Raw genomic sequence first — 21,431 nt, forward strand, 5'->3', positions numbered from 1 at the left:
AGAGGGAGGCCTGCAGCGGCCTCCCCCGATAGGATGGTGGAAAGGCTCAGCCCAGTCGTGCCAGGCAGTGGTCGATCAGCAGCTCCAGCTCGGCACGGTAGTCGTCCATCAGCGCCTGCACGGTCTCCGGGCGGTAGCGGCGCGTGCTGTAGACACAGCGCAGCGCCAGGCAACCGTCGTAGACCTGACCGATGATCTCCAGCCAGTTGCCCAGGCGCGCCACAGGGCTGTAGCAATCCCCCGTGCCCTCGGCCGCTGGCACCAGCAGTGCCTTGTCATCGAAGCTCTGGTCGAACTGCCCCAGGTAGTTGAAGGTGATCCGCGCCTGCGGCAGGCGCGCCAGGCGCTCGCCGAGCGCTGGTTCACCGAGGTAGCGCAGCACGCCATAACCGATACCCTTGTTGGGCACCGCCTGCAGTTGCCCCTGGATAGCCAGGATCGAGCTGCCGATATCCGCCTCGGGCTGCAGGCGAACCGGGAACATGCTGGTAAACCAACCCAGCGTGCGCGACAGGTCGAGGGCCTCGAACACGTCTTCGCGGCCATGGCCTTCCAGTTGCACCAGCACCGACTCCTGTTCGCTCCAACGGCACAGCACACGGCCCAGGGCGGTCAGCAACAGGTCGTTGATCTGCGTGCCATAGGCCGCTGGTGCCTCCTTGAGCAGGCGGCTGGTCGGGGTACTGTCGAGCACGACCCTGGCCACTGCCTGTTCACTGACCTGGTTGCGGCCCCTGGGGTTGTCGCACGGCAGGTCCTGGCCCGCACGGTCCAGCTGCCCCAGCCACCAGTCGCTTTCTTCGGCGGCGATACGCCCGGCATCCTGCACCAGGCGCTCGACCCAGGCGCGGTAGCTGCTGCTGCGCATCGGCAGCCTGGGTTCCTGGCCCAGGCAGCAGGCCTCGTAGGCAGTGCGCAGGTCTTCCAGCAACACACGCCACGACACCGCATCCACCACCAGGTGGTGGATTACCAGCAACAGGCGGGCTTCACCGTCGGCCATGCTCACGTGCATCGCACGCCACATCGGGCCCTCGCCCAGGTCCAGGCTGCGTTGCGCCTGGTTGGCCAGTTGCTCCAGCGCTTGCGCATCGGCGGCCTCGCGGCGCCACAGCTGCGGCGCACAGGCGTCCTCGGCCAGGTAGTGCTGCAGCCAACGGCCACCGTCGCGGCTGAAGCGCAAGCGCAGCGAATCGTGATGCCGCTGGATCACGCCCAGGGCGCGTTCCAGCGCATCCAGGTCCAGCGCACCGCGCGCCTTGAGCATCAGCGCCTGGTTGAAGTGCTGCGGCTCGCGCATGTCCTCGGCGAACAGCCATTCCTGGATCGGCAGCAGGCGGAAGGCACCTTCGCCAGCCTGCAGGCTGTGATCCTCGAGCTTGCCGCTGACGGTTTCCACCGGCCGCTCGCAGATGCCGGCAATGGTCTGATAACGCAACAGGTCACGCAGCTTCAGGTCGAGTTCCAGGCCTGGGTGGTTCTTCACCCGCGACACCACCTGCAAGCTGAGGATCGAGTCACCGCCCAGCTCGAAGAAATTGTCTTCGATGCCGACCTGCTCGACCTGCAGCACCTGTGCCCAGATCTCGGCCAGCAGCTGTTCTTCGAGGTTGCGTGGCGCCACATAGGCCTCCTGCTGGAAGCTCGGTTCCGGCAGCGCCTTGCGATCCAGCTTGCCATTGGGCGTGACCGGGAACACGGGCAACACCATGACCTGCATGGGCACCATCCAGTCCGGCAGGCTGGCGCGCAGGGCCATCTTCAGCCGGTCTCCCGACAGCGACGGCTCACCCACCACGTAGCCCACCAGCTGCTTGCCCGAAGCACTGTCGCGTGCCACCACCAAGGCATCCTCGACACCCGGCTGGCGACGCAGCGCCGCTTCGACTTCACCCAGCTCGATACGGAAACCGCGGATCTTCACCTGCTGGTCGATACGCCCCAGGTAATCGAGAATGCCGTCTTCGCGCAGGCGTACCAGGTCGCCGGTGCGATACAGCCGTGCGCCGGGTTTGCCGAACGGATCGGGCATGAAGCGTTCGGCGCTTTGCCCAGGGCGATTCTGATAGCCACGGGCGACCCCTTCACCACCTATGTACAGCTCGCCGGGGAAGCCCACCGGCAACGGGTTGAGCTGCTCGTCCAGCACATGCAGGCTGCGCTCGCCTACGGCACGCCCGATGGGCGCGTAGTCGGCGCCGCAGTGGTCACCACCCGCCGCCTTCCACAGCAACGGCGTGACCACGGTCTCGGTGGGGCCATAGCCATTGGTGAAGTAGCACGGGCGCAGTGCAGCGCGGACCTGCTCGAAGCTGCGCTCCGGTACCGCATCACCACCGAAGCAGTAGATGCGCACAGGCGGCGCCGGCATGCCACTGCCCTCGACGAACTCGGCCATCTGCTTGAGGTAGGCCGGCGGGAAACAGGCGATGTCGATACGCTGCTCGTGCAGCGCGCGGCAGGTCTGCTCCGGGGTCCAAAGGCTGCCATCGCGAATCACCAGCGTGCCACCGACCATCAGCGTGGTCAGCCAGCGTTCGTGCGCGCCGTCGAAGGCGAACGACATGAAGTGCAGCTCGCGCACGCCAGGTTCCATCTCGTACAGCTCGGCAATGGCCTGGCAATGCATGCTCAGTGGCCCTTGCGGCACGGCCACGCCTTTCGGTCGGCCGGTCGAGCCCGAGGTGTAGATCAGGTAGGCCAGGTTGCCCGGCCGCGCCTGCGACACGGGGGCGGTTTCTGGCCAATGACCCTGGTCTTCGGCATCGAGCAGCACGCGCTGCAGGGCGGCCGGTGCCGGCACGCGGTCCTGCAGCCCGTTCTCGGTGATGAGCAAGCCCATCCCCGAGTCCTCGACCATGTAGGCCAGGCGCTCGGCCGGGTAGTCGATATCCAGTGGCAGGTAGGCAGCGCCGCTCTTCATCACCGCCAGCAAGGCCACCAGGGTTTGCACCGAACGCTCCAGGGCGACGCCGACCACCACTTCGGGGCCTGCGCCCAGCGCTTGCAGGCGATGAGCCAGGCGGTTGGCCGAGCGCTCCAGTTGCAGGTAGTCGAGCTGCTGCGCGCCACACTGTACCGCCAGCGCTTGCGGGCGCTGCTCGGCATGGCGGGCGATCAGCTCGACCAGCGACTGTGCCTGCCAGGTATTGCCGGGCGCCGTGCTCCAGCCCTGCAAGGCCGAGCGTTGTGCCGCTGGCAGGCGCTGCAGGTTGCCCAGGGCCACCTGCGGGTTGGCGAGGATTTCTTCCAGCAGGTGCTCCATCATGGCGCGAATACCCTGCACCACCGGCTCGCTGAAGCAACCACGCAGGTACAGGTATTCGATCGACAGCTGTTCGCCCAGGTGCACCGCCAGGTCCATCGGGAAGTTGGTGACGTCGTGGTTGGACGACTGGCCGAAGCTCAGCCCACTGGTCGCGCTGTCGCCCAGGCGCTGGTCGATCGGGTAGTTCTCGAAGACGATGATGCTGTCGAACAGCGGCTGTCCGCCCTGCCCCGACCAGCGCTGCACGTCAGCCAACGGCGCATGGGCGTGCTCGCGCAGCTCCAGATTGTCGCGCTGCAAGGCCTGCAGCCAGTCGAGCAGTGTCTGTTCGGCATCCATCCGGCCGATCACCGGCAGGGTGTTGATGAACAGGCCGAGCATGCGGTCTGCCCCAGCCAGGCCTTCAGGCCGCCCGGCGACGGTGGCGCCGAAGCACGGCGCCGCCTGGCCGGTGTAGCGCTGCAGCAACAGCAGCCAGGCGCCCTGCACCACGGTGTTGGCAGTGATGCGCAGTTCGCGGCAACGCTGCTGCAGGCGGGCGGTACGCTCGCCGTCCCAGCGGGTGTAGAGCGCGTGATGGCCTGGTTCGTCGCTGACATGCCGCGGGTGTACGGCCTGGCTCAGCGAGGTCGGTTCGTCCAGGCGTTGCAGGCGAGCTTTCCAGAAGCCCTCGAGGGCGCCCTGGTCCTGGCGCTGCAGCCAGGCGATGAAGTCGCGATAGCGGCCCACCTCTGCGTTGCTGCTGCCCTGGTGGTACTGCTCCATCACCTCGCCGAACAACTGCGAGCTGGACCAGCCATCCATGAGGATGTGGTGGCTGGTCCAGGCCATCTGGTAGCCTTGCTCCGCCACGCGGATCAGCAGCAGCCGCTGCAACGGCGCGCGGGTCAGGTCGAAACCACGGGCGCATTCCGCTTCGGCACGCGCGGCGAGACGTTGCTCGTCCACCGCCTCACCGCGCCAGTCGAGCACCTCGAAGTCCAGGCGGGCCTGGCGGTGCACCACTTGCACCGGGCGCGGCAGCCCTTGCCAGTGGAAGCTGGTGCGCAGGATGTCGTGGCGAGCCATGACACGCTGCCAGGCGGCGGCGAAGCGTTGCGGGTCGAGGCCCTCGACAGGCAGGCAGACCTGGTTGACATACAGCGCCGAGCCACCGTCGGAGAGGGTGTGGAACAGCATGCCCTCCTGCATCGGCGATAGCGCGTAAACGTCCTCGATGTCATCCACTGCCACCGGCAACGCGTCGAGCTGGCCCTGGTCGAGGCCGGCCAGCGGGAAGTCCGTCGCTGTCACGCCACGGTTGGCCGGTTGCTGGCAATGCTCCACCAGCGCCTGCAGGGCGTCTTCGAATGCCGTCGCCAGCGCCTGTACCCGGCTTGCCTCGAAGGTGCAGGTGCTGAACGTCCAGCTCAGGCTCAACACACCTTCGTGCACCTGGCCATCCAGGCTCAGCCAGTTGCCCAGTGGAGCATCGTCATCGATGCCGCTGCCTGCCGACTCATCCGCCAGGCGCCACAGCGCATCTTCTGCCGAGCCCGTATCGAACTGGCCCAGGTAGTTGAAGGTGATGCGTGGCTGCGGCAGAGCGGCCAGCACCTCCCGGGCTGCCTGTGGGCCGAGGTGGCGCAGCAGGCCATAGCCGATGCCTTTGTTCGGTACGCTGCGCAGTTGTTCCTTGATGCGCTTGATCGACGTGCCGATATCGGCAGCGGGTTGCAGGCGCACCGGGTACAGGCTGGTGAACCAGCCCAGGGTGCGCGACAGGTCGATAGCGTCGAACAGTTCCTCACGGCCATGCCCTTCCAGCTGCACCAGTGCCGATGCCTCGCCGCTCCAGGCGCAAAGGGCCTGGGCCAGGGCGGTCAGCAGCAGGTCGTTGACCTGGGTGCGATAGGCCGCCGGTGCCTCTTGCAGCAGCGCGCGGGTCAATGCAAGGTCGAAGCGGCTGGTGAGTGTGCGGGCATGGCGTTTGGCCTGGCTACCCTCTGGGTGGTCGGCAAGGATGCCTTCGCCACCCTCGGCAAGCTGCGCCTGCCAGTAGCTCAGTTCGTCGTTCATCGCCTGTGACTGCGCGTGGGCGACCAGGCTTTCGCCCCAGGCCTTGTACGCGCTGGTCTTGGCTGGCAGGCGTGGTACACCGCCCTGCTGCAACTGGCGGTAAGTGGCTTGCAGGTCTTCCAGCAGAATGCGCCAGGAAACACCGTCGATCACCAGGTGGTGAGCCACCAGCAGCAAGCGCTGGCTGCCATCGGCCAGGCTGGCAAGCAGCGCGCGGCACAGCGGACCGTGCTGCAGCGACAGGCTGCGCTGGGCCTCGGCGGCCACGGGTTCGAGGCTTTCGACCTGTACGCACTGCAACTGCACGGCCTGGTCGACGGCGGCGTGGTACTGGACCCAACCCGCTGCGTCCTGGCGATAGCGCAAGCGCAGGGCATCGTGGTGCAACGTTACGTGCTGCAGCGCGGCGTGCAGCAGCTCGCCATCCAGGGGCTCGACCGGCGCCAGCAGCAGCGCCTGGTTCCAGTGGTGGCGGGCCGGAATGTCGGTTTCGAAGAACAGCTGCTGGATCGGCAGCAACGGTGCCTCGCCAGTTACCGGGCCTTGCTCGACCTGGCTGACTTGGTCCTGGTCGACGACGCCGGCCAGGCGCTGCAAGGTCTGCTGCTCGAAGACGTCCTTGGGCGTGAAGCGCAGGCCTTGCTGGCGGGCACGGCTGACCAGCTGGATCGAGACGATGGAATCACCGCCCAGTTCGAAGAAGTTGTCGTTGAGCCCCACCTGCTCGACTTTCAGCACATCCTGCCAGATGCCGGCCAGGCGCTGCTCCAGTTCGCTCTGCGGCGCCAGGTACTCGCGCCGGGACTGGCCCAGCTCCGGTTTCGGCAGGGCCTTGCGGTCGAGCTTGCCGTTGGGCGACAGCGGCATGCGCTCAAGCAGCACCCACTGCGCGGGTACCATGTAGTCCGGCAGCACGGCCGCCAGGTGCGCCTTGATCGCTTCCAGGCTGTCAGCCTGCCCGGCCACCAGGTAGGCCACCAGTTGCTTGCCGCTCGGGCCATCGGCGGCCACCACCACCGCTTCACGCACCGCGTCCTGCTCTTGCAGGCGCGCTTCGATCTCGCCCAGTTCGATGCGCAGGCCGCGGATCTTCACCTGGTGGTCGATACGCCCGGCGTATTCGATCACGCCGTCCTCGCGCTGACGCGCCAGGTCGCCGGTGCGGTACAGCCGCTGGCCAGCACCGAACGGGCTGGTGACGAAGCGCTCGGCGGTCAGCGATGGGCGACGGTGGTAGCCACGGGCCAGGCCGATGCCGCCCAGGTACAGCTCGCCGGTCACGCCGGGGCTGACCGGGTTCAGTTCGCCGTCCAGCACGTAGGTCTGCAGGTTGGCGATCGGCTGGCCGATCGGCACCGCATCCTTGCCTTCCTCGACGCAGGTCCAGTGGGTGACGTCGATGGCCGCTTCGGTCGGGCCGTACAGGTTGTACAGGCCGCTTTGCGGCAGCAGCGCCAGGGTCTGGCGTTGCAGTTCCACCGGCAGTGCTTCGCCGGAGCAGATGATGCGCTGCAGCGAGGTGCAGCGGGCGGCGTTTTCGTCGCCGACGAAGGCTTGCAGCATCGACGGCACGAAGTGCAGGGTGCTGATCCGTTCGCGGGTGATCAGCTCGGCCAGGCGCGCCGGGTCGCGGTGGTCACCAGGCAGCGCCATGACCAGGCGTGCGCCTTCCATCAATGGCCAGAAGAACTCCCACACCGACACGTCGAAGCTGAATGGCGTTTTCTGCAGCACGCTGTCAGTGGCCGTGAGCTGATACGCCTCCTGCATCCAGGCCAGGCGGTTGTGCAAGGCGACATGGCGGTTGCCGGCGCCCTTCGGCTTGCCGGTGGAGCCGGAGGTGTAGATGACGTAGGCGAGGTTTTCCGGGTGCAGTGCCACCTCCGGGTTGTGCGCGCCCAGCGCACTCCAGGCTTCGGCTCGATCCAGATCGAGCACCGCCAGCCCGGCGGGAATCGGCAGGCCATCGCGCAGGTGCGACTGGGTCAGCAGCAAGGTAATGCCGCTGTCCTCGAACATGTAGGCCAGGCGGTCCTGCGGATATTCCGGGTCCAGCGGCACATAGGCGCCACCGGCCTTGAGGATCGCCAGCAGGCCGACGACCATTTCCACCGAGCGCTCGGCGGCGATGCCGACCAGCACGTCCGGGCCGACACCCTGACCGCGTAGATACTGCGCCAGGCGGTTGGCCTCGGCATTCAGTTCGGCGTAGCTCAAGGTGCGGTCAGCGAAGGTCAGTGCCGGTGCTTGCGGCTGAAGCATGACATGCTGTTCGAACAGCTGGTGCACATAAGGCGTGCCCGGGTAGCTCCGCGCCGTGGCATTCCACTGCTCGACGACTTGCAGGCGGTCGTTTTCCTCCAGCAGCGGCAGCTCGCCCAGTGGGCTATCAGGGTGCGCCATGAACTGCAGCAGCAACTGGGTCAGTTGCCCGGCGATGCGGCGGATGGTCGGCTCGGCGAAGTCCTGTGTCAGGTAGTTGAAGGCCAGTTCCAGCTCATCGCCGACCTGGGCGATCAGGGTCAGGGCATAACCGCTTTGCTCGCTGTAGCCCAGGTTGCTGAAACCAAGGCCGCCCGGGGCCGCTTGCAGGGCTTCGGAAACCGGATAGTTCTCGAACACCAGCAGCGTGTCGAACAGCGCCTCGCCGTTACGCCCGGCCAGGCGTTGCACGTCTGCCAACGGTGTATGTTCGTGGTCGCGCAGCGCAAGGTTCTGCGCCTGCACCGCCTGGGCCCACTGGGCGACGCTGAGCGCGCCATCCGGGCTGGCGATCACCGGCAGGCTGTTGATGAACAGGCCCAGTTGCTGCTCGATCCCCGGCAGTTCCACCGGGCGCCCGGATACGGTGGCGCCGAAGGCCACGCTGCGCTGGCCGGTGTAACGCTGCAACAGCAACAGCCAGGCCGACTGCACCAGGGTGTTGAGGGTCACCTGCTGCTGCCGGGCAAAGGCCTGCAGGCGGCGGGTCTGCTCGCCGTTCAACCGAGCGCTGTGCAAGGCCTGGCCGGGCTCGGCCAGGTACGCCCGGGCGCAGGCCAGGGCCAGCCGGGTCGGCTCCTCCAGGGGCGCCAGCTGCGCCTGCCAGAAGCGCTCGCTGGCCGCCTGGTCCTGGCCCTGCAACCAGGCAAGGTAGTCCTGGTAGCGGCCTTCCGGCGCGGCGACGGCCTGGCCGGCATAGCTTTGCAGCACCTCGCCGAGCAGGCGCGAATTGCTCCAGCCGTCCATCAGGATGTGGTGGCTGGTGTAGATCAGGTGATGGCTGTCAGCGCCAGTGCGCAGCAGGCACAGGCGCAGCAGCGGCGGGCAGGCCAGATCGAAACCGCGGTCCAGCTCATGGCCGGCACGCTCGTCGAGCAGGCGGGCAGTGCCATCGCCGCCCTCCTCGACCACGATTTCCAGGCTGGCCTGGCGGTGAATCACCTGGCGCGGCGCTTCCAGCCCCGCGTCCCAGAGAAAGCCTGCGCGCAGCAGCTCGTGGCGGTCGACCGCCTGCTGCCAGGCACTGGCGAAGCGCTCGACGTCGAGGCCACGGATATCCAGGCGCATCTGGTTGACGTAGGTACGGCCGCTGGCTTCGTACAGGCTGTGGAACAGCATGCCTTGCTGCATCGGCGACAGCGGATAGATCTCGGCAATGGCCCGGGCAGGCAAGGCCAGGGCATCGAGTTGAGCCTGGCCAAGCCCGGCCAACGGCACATCGCTCGGGGTCAGCCCGGCGTTGCTCTCGACCAGGCAGTGCGCGATCAGCGCCTCCAGGGCCTGCTGATAGGCCTCGGCCAGGCGCGCGATGGTCGCCTCGGCGTACACCTCGCCGCTGAAGGTCCAGTTCAGGCTCAGTTCGCCGCCGAACACCTGGCCATCGACGCTCAGCCAGTTGCCCAGCGGCGCCTGCGGATCTTGCCCGGCACCACGCCCTTCGCTGGCGGGCACCCACAACGCCCCATCGGCGAAGTCGCCATCGAACTGCCCCAGGTAGTTGAAGGTGATGCGCGGTTGCGCCAAGGCGGCCAACGCTGCGCGTGCCTCATCGCTACCCAGGTGGCGCAACAGGCCATGGCCCAGGCCTTTGTCCGGAGTCGCGCGCAGCTGCTCCTTGATGCCCTTGATGGCGGCACCAAGGTCGCTGGCTGGCGTCAGGCGCACCGGGAACAGGCTGGTGAACCAGCCCAGCGTGCGTGACAGGTCGATGTCGCTGAACAGGTCCTCGCGGCCGTGCCCTTCCAGTTGCACCAACGCCGACGCCTCGCCACTCCAGGCACAGACGACCTGGGCCAGGGCCGTCAGCAGCAGGTCGTTGACCTGGGTGCGGTACGCCGCTGGCGCCTCCTGCAGCAACTGGCGGGTACGGGTAGCGTCCAGCCGGGTGGCGACGCTGCGCGCATGCCGGTTGTCCATCCCCCCTTGCGGATTGTCGCGCGGCAGATCCTGCGGCGCGCCTTCCAGCAGCTGCTGCCAGTAGCCGAGCTGCGCGACCATCGGCGCGCAGCGGGCATGTTCGCCCAGGCGCTCGCCCCAGGCCTTGTACGAGGTGGTCTTGGCCGGTAACTGCAGCACCTGCCCCGCCTGCAGCTGACGATAAGCCGTCTGCAGGTCCTCGAGCAGGATGCGCCAGGAAACGCCATCGATGACCAGGTGGTGAATCGCCAGCAGCAAGCGCTGTGTACCGTCCGGCAAGGTGATCAGGCCCAGGCGCAGCATGGGGCCTGCGCCCAGGTCGAGGCTGCGCTGCACTTCGCTGCAGTACGCAGGCAGTTCGTCGAGGCTGGCCAACTGCTTTTGCCAGATCAGTCCTTCGGCACTCGCCTGTGGCTGATGGTGCTGTACCCAGCCACCGTCCAACGTTTGGTAGCGCAGGCGCAGGGCGTCATGCTGTTGCATCACTGCGGCCAGGGCCCGGGTCAGCAGTTCGCTGTCCAGCGGCTCGGACGGGGCCAACAGCAGCGACTGGTTCCAGTGCTGACGGTTGGGGATTTCAGTGGCGAAGAACGTCTGCTGGATCGGCAGCAGCGGCGCCTCACCGGTCACCGGCCCCTGGTCGATCTGCAGGGTCTCGCTCAGTTGCGCCACAGTGGCCAGGCGGCGAATGCTCTGATGCTGGAACAGGTCACGCGGCGCGAAACGAATCCCGGCCTGGCGTGCCCGGCTGACGATCTGGATGGAGATGATCGAATCCCCGCCCAGCTCGAAGAAATTGTCGTCCACGCCGACCTGTTCCAGGCGCAGCACTTCCTGCCAGATCAGCGCCAGGCGCTGCTCCAGGGCGTTGCGCGGTGCCTGGTACTCGCTGCGCGATTGCGCCGGGTCGGGCTTGGGCAGGGCCTTGCGGTCGAGCTTGCCGTTGGGCGACAGCGGCATCTGTTCGAGCAGCACCCACTGCGCTGGCACCATGTAGTCCGGCAGCACATCCTGCAATTGCGCCTTGACGCCTTGCAGGTAGCCGCCCTGAATCTCGGCCTCAGCGCGTGCCAGGGAAGTCGGCTCTGGCACCACATAGGCCACCAGTTGCTTGCCGCTCGGGCCATCGGCGGCCACCACTACCGCTTCACGCACAGTGTCCTGTTCCTGCAGGCGCGCTTCGATTTCGCCCAGCTCGATGCGCAGGCCGCGGATCTTCACCTGGTGGTCGATGCGCCCGGCGTACTCGATCACGCCGTCCTCGCGCTGGCGCGCCAGGTCGCCGGTGCGGTACAGCCGCTGGCCAGTACCGAACGGGCTGGTGACGAAGCGCTCGGCGGTCAGCGATGGGCGACGGTGGTAACCCCGGGCCAGGCCGATGCCGCCCAGGTACAGCTCGCCGGTCACGCCGGGGCTGACCGGGTTCAGTTCGCCGTCCAGCACGTAGGTCTGCAGGTTGGCGATCGGCTGGCCGATCGGCACCGCATCCTTGCCTTCCTCGACGCAGGTCCAGTGGGTGACGTCGATGGCCGCTTCGGTCGGGCCGTACAGGTTGTACAGGCCGCTCTGCGGCAGCAGCGCCAGGGTCTGGCGTTGCAGTTCCACCGGCAGTGCTTCGCCGGAGCAGATGATGCGTTGCAGCGAAGTGCAGCGGGCGGCGTTTTCGTCGCCGACGAAGGCTTGCAGCATCGACGGCACGAAGTGCAGCGTGCTGATCCGTTCGCGGGTGATCAGCTCGGCCAGGCGCGCCGGGTCGCGGTGGTCGCCGGGCAGCGCCATGACCAGGCGTGCGCCTTCCATCAGCGGCCAGAAGAACTCCCACACCGACACGTCGAAGCTGAATGGCGTTTTCTGCAGCACGCTGTCAGTGGCCGTGAGCTGATACGCCTCCTGCATCCAGGCCAGGCGGTTGTGCAAGGCGATATGGCGGTTGCCGGCGCCCTTCGGCTTGCCGGTGGAGCCGGAGGTGTAGATGACGTAGGCCAGGTTTTCCGGGTGCAGTGCCACCTCCGGGTTGTGCGCACCCAGCGCACTCCAGGCTTCGGTTCGATCCAGATCGAGCACCGTCAGCCCGGCCGGGATCGGCAGGCCGTCGCGCAGGTGCGACTGGGTCAGCAGCAAAGTGATGCCGCTGTCTTCGAACATGTAGGCCAGGCGGTCCTGCGGATATTCCGGGTCCAGCGGCACGTAGGCGCCACCGGCCTTGAGAATCGCCAGCAGGCCAACGACCATTTCCACCGAACGCTCGGCGGCGATGCCCACCAGCACGTCCGGGCCGACGCCCTGACTACGCAGATACTGCGCCAGGCGGTTGGCCTCGGCATTCAGTTCGGCATAGCTCAAGGTCCGGTCGGCGAAGGTCAGTGCCGGTGCTTGCGGTTGGCGGGTGGCCTGCTGTTCGAACAGCTGGTGCACGTACGGCGTACCTGGGTAGTCCCGCGCCGTGGCGTTCCAGCCAGTGATCGCCAACGCTCGCTCGTCATCGTGCAGCATGGGCAAATCGCCCATGCGTTGTGCCGGCGCTTCGATGATCGCCTGCAACAGATTCTGCCAGTGCACGGCCATGCGCTGGACGCGAGGCGCATCGAACAGGTCGGTCGAGTAGATCAGCGAGGCGCTGAGCCCCTGTGGGTGCTCGACACAGTCCAGGCTCAGGTCGAACTGCGCACTGGGCATGGCCCACTGCATCTGCGCCACATCCAGCCCCGGCAGTTGCACGCCGTCACTGATAGCGCCCTCGCTCACCTGATAGTTGAACATCACCTGGAACAATGGACTGTGGCTCAGGCTGCGCTCCGGCTGCAGGGCTTCGACCAGCTGTTCGAAGGGCAGATCCTGGTGAGCCTGGGCTTCCAGTGCAGCCTGGCGCACCTGCTTGAGCAGGTCGAGGAAGCCTGCCTGGCTATCGACGTCCGCGCGCAGCACCTGCGTGTTGACGAAAAAGCCCAGCAGGCGCTCGGTCTCGGCGCGATTGCGGTTGGCCGAAGGCACGCCGACACGGATGTCAGCCTGGCCGCTGTAGCGATGCAGCAACAACTGGAACGAGGCCAGCAGCACCATGAACGGTGTGCATCCCTGGGCCTGGGCCAGTTGCCGGATGCCTTGCAGCAGCGCGGTTGGAAGCTCGAGAATTTCCCGTGAACCCTGGCTGCTGCGGCGCGCCGGCCGTGGGCGGTCGAACGGCAGCTCCAGCGGGCCTTGCTCCCCGGCCAGGCGCTGCGTCCAGTAATTCAACTGACGCTCGCGCTCGCCAGCGGCCAGCCACTGGCGCTGCCAGCCGGCGTAGTCGACATACTGAATCGGCAAGGCCGGCAGCTGCGCTGCAACGCCCTGGCAGTGAGCCTGGTACAGGCTGATCAGTTCATCGACCATCAACTGCATGGACCAGCCGTCGGAGACGATATGGTGCTGGGTCAGGACCAGTACGCGGTCCGCATCGCCCACTTCCAGCAGCGCTACCCGCAACAGCGGGCCCGTTTCCAGGTCGAACGGGCGAGTCGCTTCGGCCTCGATGGCGGCCAGCAATGCCGGCTCATCAGTTTGCCCAAGCTGACGCGTGTCGATCGTCAGCGACCCGGCCGCCTCGATGCACTGGCGTGGCTGGCCGTCGGCATCGAGGAAGAAGCGCGTGCGCAGCGTCTGATGCCGCGTCGCCAGGTCGTCGAATGCCTGGCGCAGGGCCTCGAGATTCAATGCCCCGCGCAGGCGCAGCACGGTGACCATGTTGTAGGCAGCGCCGTCCGGGTCCAGTTGCCAGAGCACCCACTGGCGCTGCTGGGCATGGGAGAGGCGCAGTGTCTCGCCGTCGGCCAGCGGCACGATGGGCAGGCGGCCCAGATCGACACCTTTCTCCAGCAGGCGCTTGAACAGGGCCACGCGCTTGTCGTGGTTCAGCCCGCTGATCCGCTGGACCAGCTCATTGCCCTGTTGGGTCCCTTGCTTAAGCATCAAATGCCTCCAGTTCGTCCAAGGCGTCAAAAATGGCGTCGTAGTCTTGTTCAGCCGGGCTCGCGTTACGCGTCACCAGGGCGGCCAGGGCAGCGAGGTCGTCGGCGAGGTAGGCGTCCTGAATCGGCAATTCCACGGAAAACTCGGTCTTGAGTCGGGATACCAGGCGCACCAGCAGCAGCGAGTGCCCGCCCAGTTCGAAGAAGTTGTCAGTGAGGCCGACCCGCTCGACCTGCAGCACCTCCTGCCAGATCGCGGCCAGGCGTTGCTCCAGTTCGTTCCGCGGCGCCACGTACTCGCGCCGCGACTGGCCCAGCTCCGGTTTCGGCAGGGCCTTGCGGTCGAGCTTGCCGTTGGGCGACAACGGCATCTGTTCGAGCAAAACCCACTGCGCTGGCACCATGTAGTCCGGTAGTACAGCGGCCAGATGTGCCTTGATCGCCGCCAGGCTGTCGGCCTGCTCAGCTACCAGATACGCCACCAGCTGACCTTCGCCGGCTACCACCACGGCTTCGCGTACCGCCTCCAGCTCTTGCAGGCGGGCTTCGATCTCGCCCAGTTCGATGCGCAGGCCGCGGATCTTCACCTGGTGGTCGATGCGCCCGGCATACTCGATCACGCCATCTTCGCGCTGGCGTGCCAGGTCGCCGGTGCGGTACAGCCGCAGGCCTGCGCCGAACGGGCTGATGACGAAACGCTCGGCGGTCAGCGACGGACGACGGTGGTAGCCGCGGGCCAGGCCGATACCTCCGAGATACAGCTCGCCGGTCACGCCGGGGCTGACGGGGTTCAATTCGCCGTCCAGCACGTAGGTCTGCAGGTTGGCGATCGGCTGGCCGATCGGCACGCTGTCCTTGCCTTCCTCGACGCAGGTCCAGTGAGTGACGTCGATGGCCGCTTCGGTCGGGCCGTAGAGGTTGTACAGGCCACTCTGTGGCAGCAGCGCCAGGGTCTGGCGTTGCAGCTCCACCGGCAGTGCTTCGCCGGAGCAGATGATCCGTTGCAGCGAGGTGCAGCGGGCAGCGTTTTCGTCGCCGACGAAGGCTTGCAGCATCGACGGGACGAAGTGCAGCGTGCTGATCTGCTCGCGGGTAATCAGCTCGGCCAGGCGCGCCGGGTCGCGGTGGTCACCCGGCAGCGCCATGACCAGGCGTGCGCCTTCCATCAACGGCCAGAAGAACTCCCACACCGAGACGTCGAAGCTGAACGGTGTCTTTTGCAGCACGCTGTCAGCGGCAGTGAGTTGATAAGCCTCCTGCATCCAGGCCAGGCGGTTGTGCAAGGCGATATGGCGGTTGCCGGCGCCCTTCGGCTTGCCGGTGGAGCCGGAGGTATAGATGACGTAGGCGAGGTTTTCCGGGTGCAGTGCCACGTCCGGGTTGTGCGCGCCCAGCGCACTCCAGGCTTCGGTTCGATCCAGATCGAGCACCGTCAGCCCGGCCGGGATCGGCAGGCCGTCGCGCAGGTGCGACTGGGTCAGCAGCAAGGTAATGCCGCTGTCCTCGAACATGTAGGCCAGGCGGTCCTGCGGATATTCCGGGTCCAGCGGCACATAGGCGCCACCGGCCTTGAGGATTGCCAGCAGGCCGACGACCATTTCCACCGAGCGCTCGGCGGCGATGCCGACCAGCACGTCCGGGCCGACACCCTGACCGCGCAGATACAGAGCCAGGCGGTTGGCCTCGGCATTGAGTTCGGCATAGCTCAAGGTGCGGTCGGCAAAGGTCAGTGCCGGCGCTTGCGGTTGGCGGGCGGCTTGCTGTTCGAACAGCTGGTGTAGATAAGGCGTGCCCGGGTAGTCCCGTGCCGTGTCATTCCAACCCTTCACGATTCGCGAATGAGCCTCTGCGTCGACCAGCCCGAAGCTGCCCAGCAAGGCGTGCGGCGCATTGGCGAAGCCTTGCAGCAAGTGGCGCAGCTCGGCCGCTATTTGCTGCACCTGCGCATCGCCTAAGACCTGGCGCTGGTAGGCGAAGGTCAGCTGCATCTGATCCCGCGCTTCGGCAATCAGGGTCAGCGGGTAGCCGCTGTATTCCTGATAGTCCAGGCCAGACAGGCGCAACCCGGCACTGCTGTCGGACAGGCTCTGGGCCAGCGGGTAGTTCTCGAACACCAGCAGGCTGTCGAACAACGCCTCGCCATGGCGCCCGGCCGCTGCCTGGATGGCGTAAAGCGGCAGGTACTCGTACTCGCGCAGGCGCAGGTTGAGCGCCTGCACTTTACGCACCCAGTCGGCGACCGGCATCTGCCCTTGCGGCTCGGCGGCCACCGGCAGGGTGTTGATGAACAGGCCCAGTTGCTGCTCGATCCCCGGCAACTCCGCCGGGCGCCCGGACACGGTGGCGCCGAAGCACGGCCGCCGCTGGCCGGTGCGGCGCTGCAACAGCAGTACCCAGGCAGCCTGCAGCACGCTGTTGAGGGTGACTTGCTGAGCCTGCGCAAAGTGCTTCAGGGCCTGGCTCAAGGCCTCGCCCAGCTCCAGCACTACGGCGCCCTGCCCGGCTTCACTGGCATCGCGTGTGCCGCCGAGCAGTGTCGGGCCGTCCAGGTCGAGCAGTTGGGCTTTCCAGAACGCATCGGCAGCGGCGCGATCCTGCTGCTGCAACCAGCCGAGGTAGTTGCTGCGGGTGGCCTGCGCCAGCGCGGCAGGCTGCCCCGAATAAGCCTGCATCACGGCGGCAAAGAGCAACGAATTGCTCCAGCCGTCCATCAGGATGTGGTGGCTGGTGTAGATCAGGTGATGGCGCTGCGGCCCGGTGCGCACAAGTACCACGCGCAGCAGCGGCGCCTGGCCAAGGTCGAAGGCACGAGCCTGCTCGGCCTGCGCCAGCGCTTCCAGGCGGGCGCCGATATCGGCCTCGCCAGCCCAGTCGAAGCGTTCGACCGGCAGCTGGACGTGGCGCAGAACCACTTGGCGTGGCGCTTCCAGGCCCTGCTCCCAGGCAAACCCGGCACGCAGCGATTCGTGCTGGTCCAGCGCCTGCTGCCAGGCCTGGATGAAGCGCTCGGGGTCGAGCTCGTCGAGGTCCAGGCGCAGGCGGTTGACGTAGCTGCTGGCTTGGCCGTCGTACAGGCTGTGGAACAGCATGCCTTCCTGCATCGGTGCCAGCGGGTAGATGTTCTCGACCTGGCGCAGGTCGACCGGCAACGCATCAAGCTGCGCCTGGGTCAGGCCAGCCAGCGGGAAGTCAGCCGGGGTGGCGCCGCCGGCCTGGCGGTCGAGGCAGTGGGCGACCAGCGCGGCCAGCTCACCGGCGTAGTCATCGGCCAGGCTGGCGATCACCGGCTCGTCGAACATCGCCTGGCTGAAGGTGAAGCCCAGCTCCAGTTCGCCGCCCAGCACCTGGCCGTTGACGCTCAGCCAGTTGCCCAATGGCGCATCGGCCGCCTGGGTAGCGCCAACGCTTTCCAGGGCGGGCGCGAACAGCCGGTCTTCGCCGAAGCCCTGGTCGAACTGGCCGAGGTAGTTGAAGGTCACCCGCGCTTGCGGCAGCGCTTGCAACGCCGCCTGCTGCGCCGGGCTGCCGAGGTAACGCAGCACGCCATGGCCGATGCCGCGCCCGGGCACGCCACGCAATTGTTCCTTGATGGCCTTGAGCGAACCGCTCAGGTCGTCGGTCGGGGTCAGCGCCACCGGGAACAGGCTGGTGAACCAACCCACGGTGCGGCTCAGGTCCACGCCGTCGAACAGGTCCTCACGGCCGTGGCCTTCCAGCTGGACCAGCGCACTGACCTGCCCGGTCCAGCGGCACAGCACCCGCGCCAGGGCAGTCAGCAGCAGGTCGTTGACCTGTGTGCGATAGGCGGCTGGAGCCTGCTGCAGCAGGCTCTGCGTGGTGTCGGCATCCAGCCGGCAGCGCACGGTGCGTGCGTGACGCACCTGCAGCCCGGCGTCGCGGCGTGCTGCAGGCAGGTCGCCGGTCTGCCCCGCGAGAGTCGCTTGCCAGTAGGCCAGCTCTGCATCACGGGCAGGCGCCTGGGCCCAGCCCACCAAGCCCTCGGCCCAGACCTTGAATGCCGTGCCCTTCTCCGCCAGTGCGGGTGTGCGCCCGGCCAACAGGGCGACGCAGGCCTGCTCCAGGTCTTCCAGCAGCACCCGCCAGGACACACCGTCGACCACCAGGTGATGAATCACCAGCAGCAGGCGCTGCCCACCGTCGGCGAGGTCGCACAGCACGGCGCGCAGCAGCGGCCCCTGGGCGAGATCGAGACTGCCCTGCGCCTCTTCGGCGATGGCCAGCAGTTGCGCGGCATCGGCCGCCTGGCGGTGCCAGAGCAGCCCACCAGGCGCGCCGGTGCGGTGCTCGGCATGCCAGCTGCCGTCCACCTTGCTGAAGGCCAGGCGCAGTGCGTCGTGCTGGTTGACCAGCAACGCCAGGGCCTGTTCGACGATGCTCGCCGTCAGCGCCTGGCGTGGCTGCAGCATGACCGCCTGGTTGTAATGCCCAGGCTGATCCAGGCCCAGTTCGAAGAAGCGCGCCTGCACCGGCAGCAGCGGCATGCCACCACTGACCTGCGCAACAGCGGCAGGCTTGGCCGCTGCAGTAATCACCTTGGCGACCTGGGCCAGCTGGGCGATGGTCTGCTTCTCGAACAGCTGGCGCGGGCTCAGCCTGATGCCCTGGCGCTTGGCCCGGGCGATGATCTGCAGGCTGAGGATGGAATCGCCCCCGAGCTCGAAGAAGTTGTCCTCGACGCCGATGTCTTCACGCTTGAGCACCGCTTGCCAGATGGCCAGCAGTTGCTGCTCCAGCGGTGTGCTGGCGGCGACATGGCGCTTGAGATGTACCTGCGGCTGCGGCAGCGCGCGGCGGTCCAGCTTGCCGTTGGCGGTCAGCGGCAGGCGCTCCAGCAACAGCAGATGGGCCGGTACCAGGTAGTCCGGCAGCAGCGCCTGCAACTGCTCGCGCAGGGCCTCGACGCTCAGCTGAGGGGTGCCCGCCACACACCAGCCGACCAGTTGCAGCTGCGCGGCGTCATCCCCTTGCGGGACGGCCAGCACCACGGCGTCATGCACGCCCGCCAGGCCACGCAGCACGCGGCCGACCTCTCCTGGCTCGACACGATAGCCACGGATCTTCACCTGATCGTCGGCACGCCCGAGGAAGTGCAGCAAGCCTGCGTTGTCGCGCTGCACGCGGTCACCGCTGCGGTACAGGCGCGTGCCCGGCGCGCCGAACGGGTCGGGCACGAAACGCTCGGCGGTCAGAGCCGCCTGGCCCAGGTAGCCTTGCGCCAGGCTGTCGCCGCCAATGTACAGCTCGCCAGCGACCCGCGCCGGCACCCCGTTGAGCACATCGTCCAGCACCCGCACGCTGGCCCCCGGCAGGACAGTGCCCAACGGCACCGCCTGGGTCACTGCACCTTGCAGCTCATGGGTCAGTACACCGACCGTGGTTTCGCTGGGGCCGTAATGGTTGATGAAGCGGCAGCCTGGCTTGAGCTCGCGCACTTTCTGGTACAACGCGGGTGAGCAGGCCTCGCCACCGACGATCAGCGCATGATCGGGCAACACGTCGCCAGCATTGGCCGCCTGCAGCAAGCCGTTAAGGTGGCTGGGGACGATCTTCAGCACGCCGATGCGCTGCTGGGCCATGTAGGCGGCGAAGGCATCCGGGTCGAAGCCCAGCGTCTCTGGCAACACATGCAGCGTGCGCCCGGAGCACAGGGCGCCGAACACTACCGTGTGACCAAGGTCGGCGGCGATGGTGGAGACCAGCGCCATGCTCGCGTCCGTGGCCAGATCCAGGCGTTGCAGCAGGCCGTCGACATAGCTGGCCAGCGCGCCATGGCTGACCACCACCCCCTTCGGTTGGCCGGTGGAGCCGGAAGTGTGGATCACGTAGGCTGGCGCACCTGCCAGTGTCCCGGTTTCTGGCGCATCACCCGGCAGCGAGGCCCAGCGCTCTGGCGCATAGGGCTGTACCTGGCAACCAGACGCTGCCAACGCCTGCTGACGCAGTTCAGCAGCCTCACACAGCAGTACCTGCGCGCCGCTGCGCTGCAGCATGCCTTGCAGGCGTTCGGCTGGCGCCTTGCTGTCCAGCGGCAGGTACACGCCACCGGCCTTGAGAACGCCCAACAGGCACACCAGCCAGTCCAGCGAGCGCTCCATCAGCACCGCGACCGGTGCCCCCGTGGCGACACCCAGGTCGCGCAGCTGATGGGCCAGGCGATTGGCTTGGCTGTCCAGTTCGGCATGGCTGAGCTGCTGCCCCGCACACGCGGCCGCGATGCCTTCGGGCTGGCGGCGCACCTGCTCGTCCCAACGCTGCAGAACCAGGGCCGGCTGCTCACGGTGGCTGGCAACCTCTGCGACAGGCGCCTTGACCAGGGTATGCAGCGGCGTGTCTGGCGCAGTCAGCAACGTGTCGAACAGCTCACGCAACGCAGCGATGAACCCTTCGATGGTGGAACGCTGGTAGAGATCGCTGGCATAGGTCATCTCGCCGTGCACCAGGCTACCGTCGTCGGTGATGTCCAGGGCAAGGTCGAAGTGGGTGCCTTCCTTGCGCAGCGGATACTCGCTGACGGCCAGCCCTGGCAGTTGCAGCGCGGTCTGCTTCTGCACGCCGACGTTCTGGTTGAACTTGGCCTGGAACAACGGGTTGTGGCCAAGGCTGCGCTCGGGCGCGAGCACTTCCACCAGTTGCTCGAAAGGCAGTTCCTGATTGGCCTGGGCGGCGAAGGTCGCCTCGCGCACCCGCACTAGCAGCTCATTCAGCGACAGGCGCTCGTCGACCACGCAGCGAAGCACCTGGGTGTTGACGAAGAAGCCGATCAGCCCTTCCACCTCTTCGCGCCCGCGGTTGGCGTTGGGCACGCCGATGCGGATGTCGCGCTGGCCGGAATGGCGTGAGAGGAACACGGCGTAGCCGGTCAGCATCAACATGAACAGCGTCACGCCCTGGGCCCGGGCGGCATCGCGCAGGCGCTGTGACAGCGGCCCGCCGAAATCGAACTTGAGGGTCTCGCCTTGCAGGCTCTGCACTGGCGGGCGCGGGAAGTCGGCCGCCACCTCGAGCAAGGGGTGGTCATCGCCGAGCTGCTCGCGCCAGTGCTGCAACTGCCGCTCGCCCTCGCCGGCTTCCAGCCAGCGGCGCTGCCACACGGCATAGTCGGCATACTGCAACGGCAAAGCTGACAGGCTCTGAGGGCCGGCCTGGTAGCACTGGACGAACTCGCGGACCATCACGTCCATCGACCAACCGTCGCAGACGATGTGGTGCATGCACACCACCAGCACGTATTCGTCCTGGCCCAGGCGGAACAGGCTGGCGCGCAGCAGTGGGCCGTTGAGCAGGTCGAACGGGCGACTGACTTCGTCTTCTACCTGTCGGGCCAGCTCAGCCTCGCCGGCGGTGCCAAGGTCGACATGCCGCAAGGCCAGGGGCTCGGCCGCCAGCACCCGTTGCAGCGGCTGCTCGCCGTCGACCTGGAACACAGTACGCAGCGCTTCGTGGCGCTCGATCAGGGCGTCGAAGGCGCCTTGCAGACGGTCATGGTCCAACTTACCGCGCAGGCGCAGGCCGGCGGCCATGTTATAGGCCGCGCTCTGCGGGTCCAGTTGCCAAAGGAACAGCAGGCGCTGCTGGGCGTAGGACAGTGGAATGGCCTCAAGGCCGTGGCGGCTGACCGGGATCGGCAGCAGGCCGAAGTCCTTGCCATCCTGGCGCAGCCTGGCGAGGAACTGGCGGCGTTGTTCGAGCGGCAACCCGATGAACTTCTCGGCGATACGCAGCGTCGTGTTGCGGGTCAT

General features: G+C 67.2%; 2 protein-coding genes. Both read right to left on the reverse strand.

The annotated features are described in order from the left end of the window. Window positions 1-46 precede the first annotated feature (46 nt). Window positions 47-13,672: a non-ribosomal peptide synthase/polyketide synthase gene (locus APH33_RS16640; protein ID WP_054886198.1), complete on the reverse strand. Its 13,626-nt coding sequence runs from the start codon at window positions 13,670-13,672 to the stop codon at window positions 47-49. Next, complete coding sequence (locus APH33_RS16645; RefSeq protein WP_054886199.1) at window positions 13,665-21,431, reverse strand: non-ribosomal peptide synthetase; 7,767 nt, start codon at window positions 21,429-21,431, stop codon at window positions 13,665-13,667. The genes APH33_RS16640 and APH33_RS16645 overlap by 8 nt, the downstream gene beginning before the upstream one ends.

Source organism: Pseudomonas sp. NBRC 111130 (assembly GCF_001320485.1).
Taxonomy (GTDB): Bacteria; Pseudomonadota; Gammaproteobacteria; order Pseudomonadales; family Pseudomonadaceae; genus Aquipseudomonas; species Aquipseudomonas vlassakiae.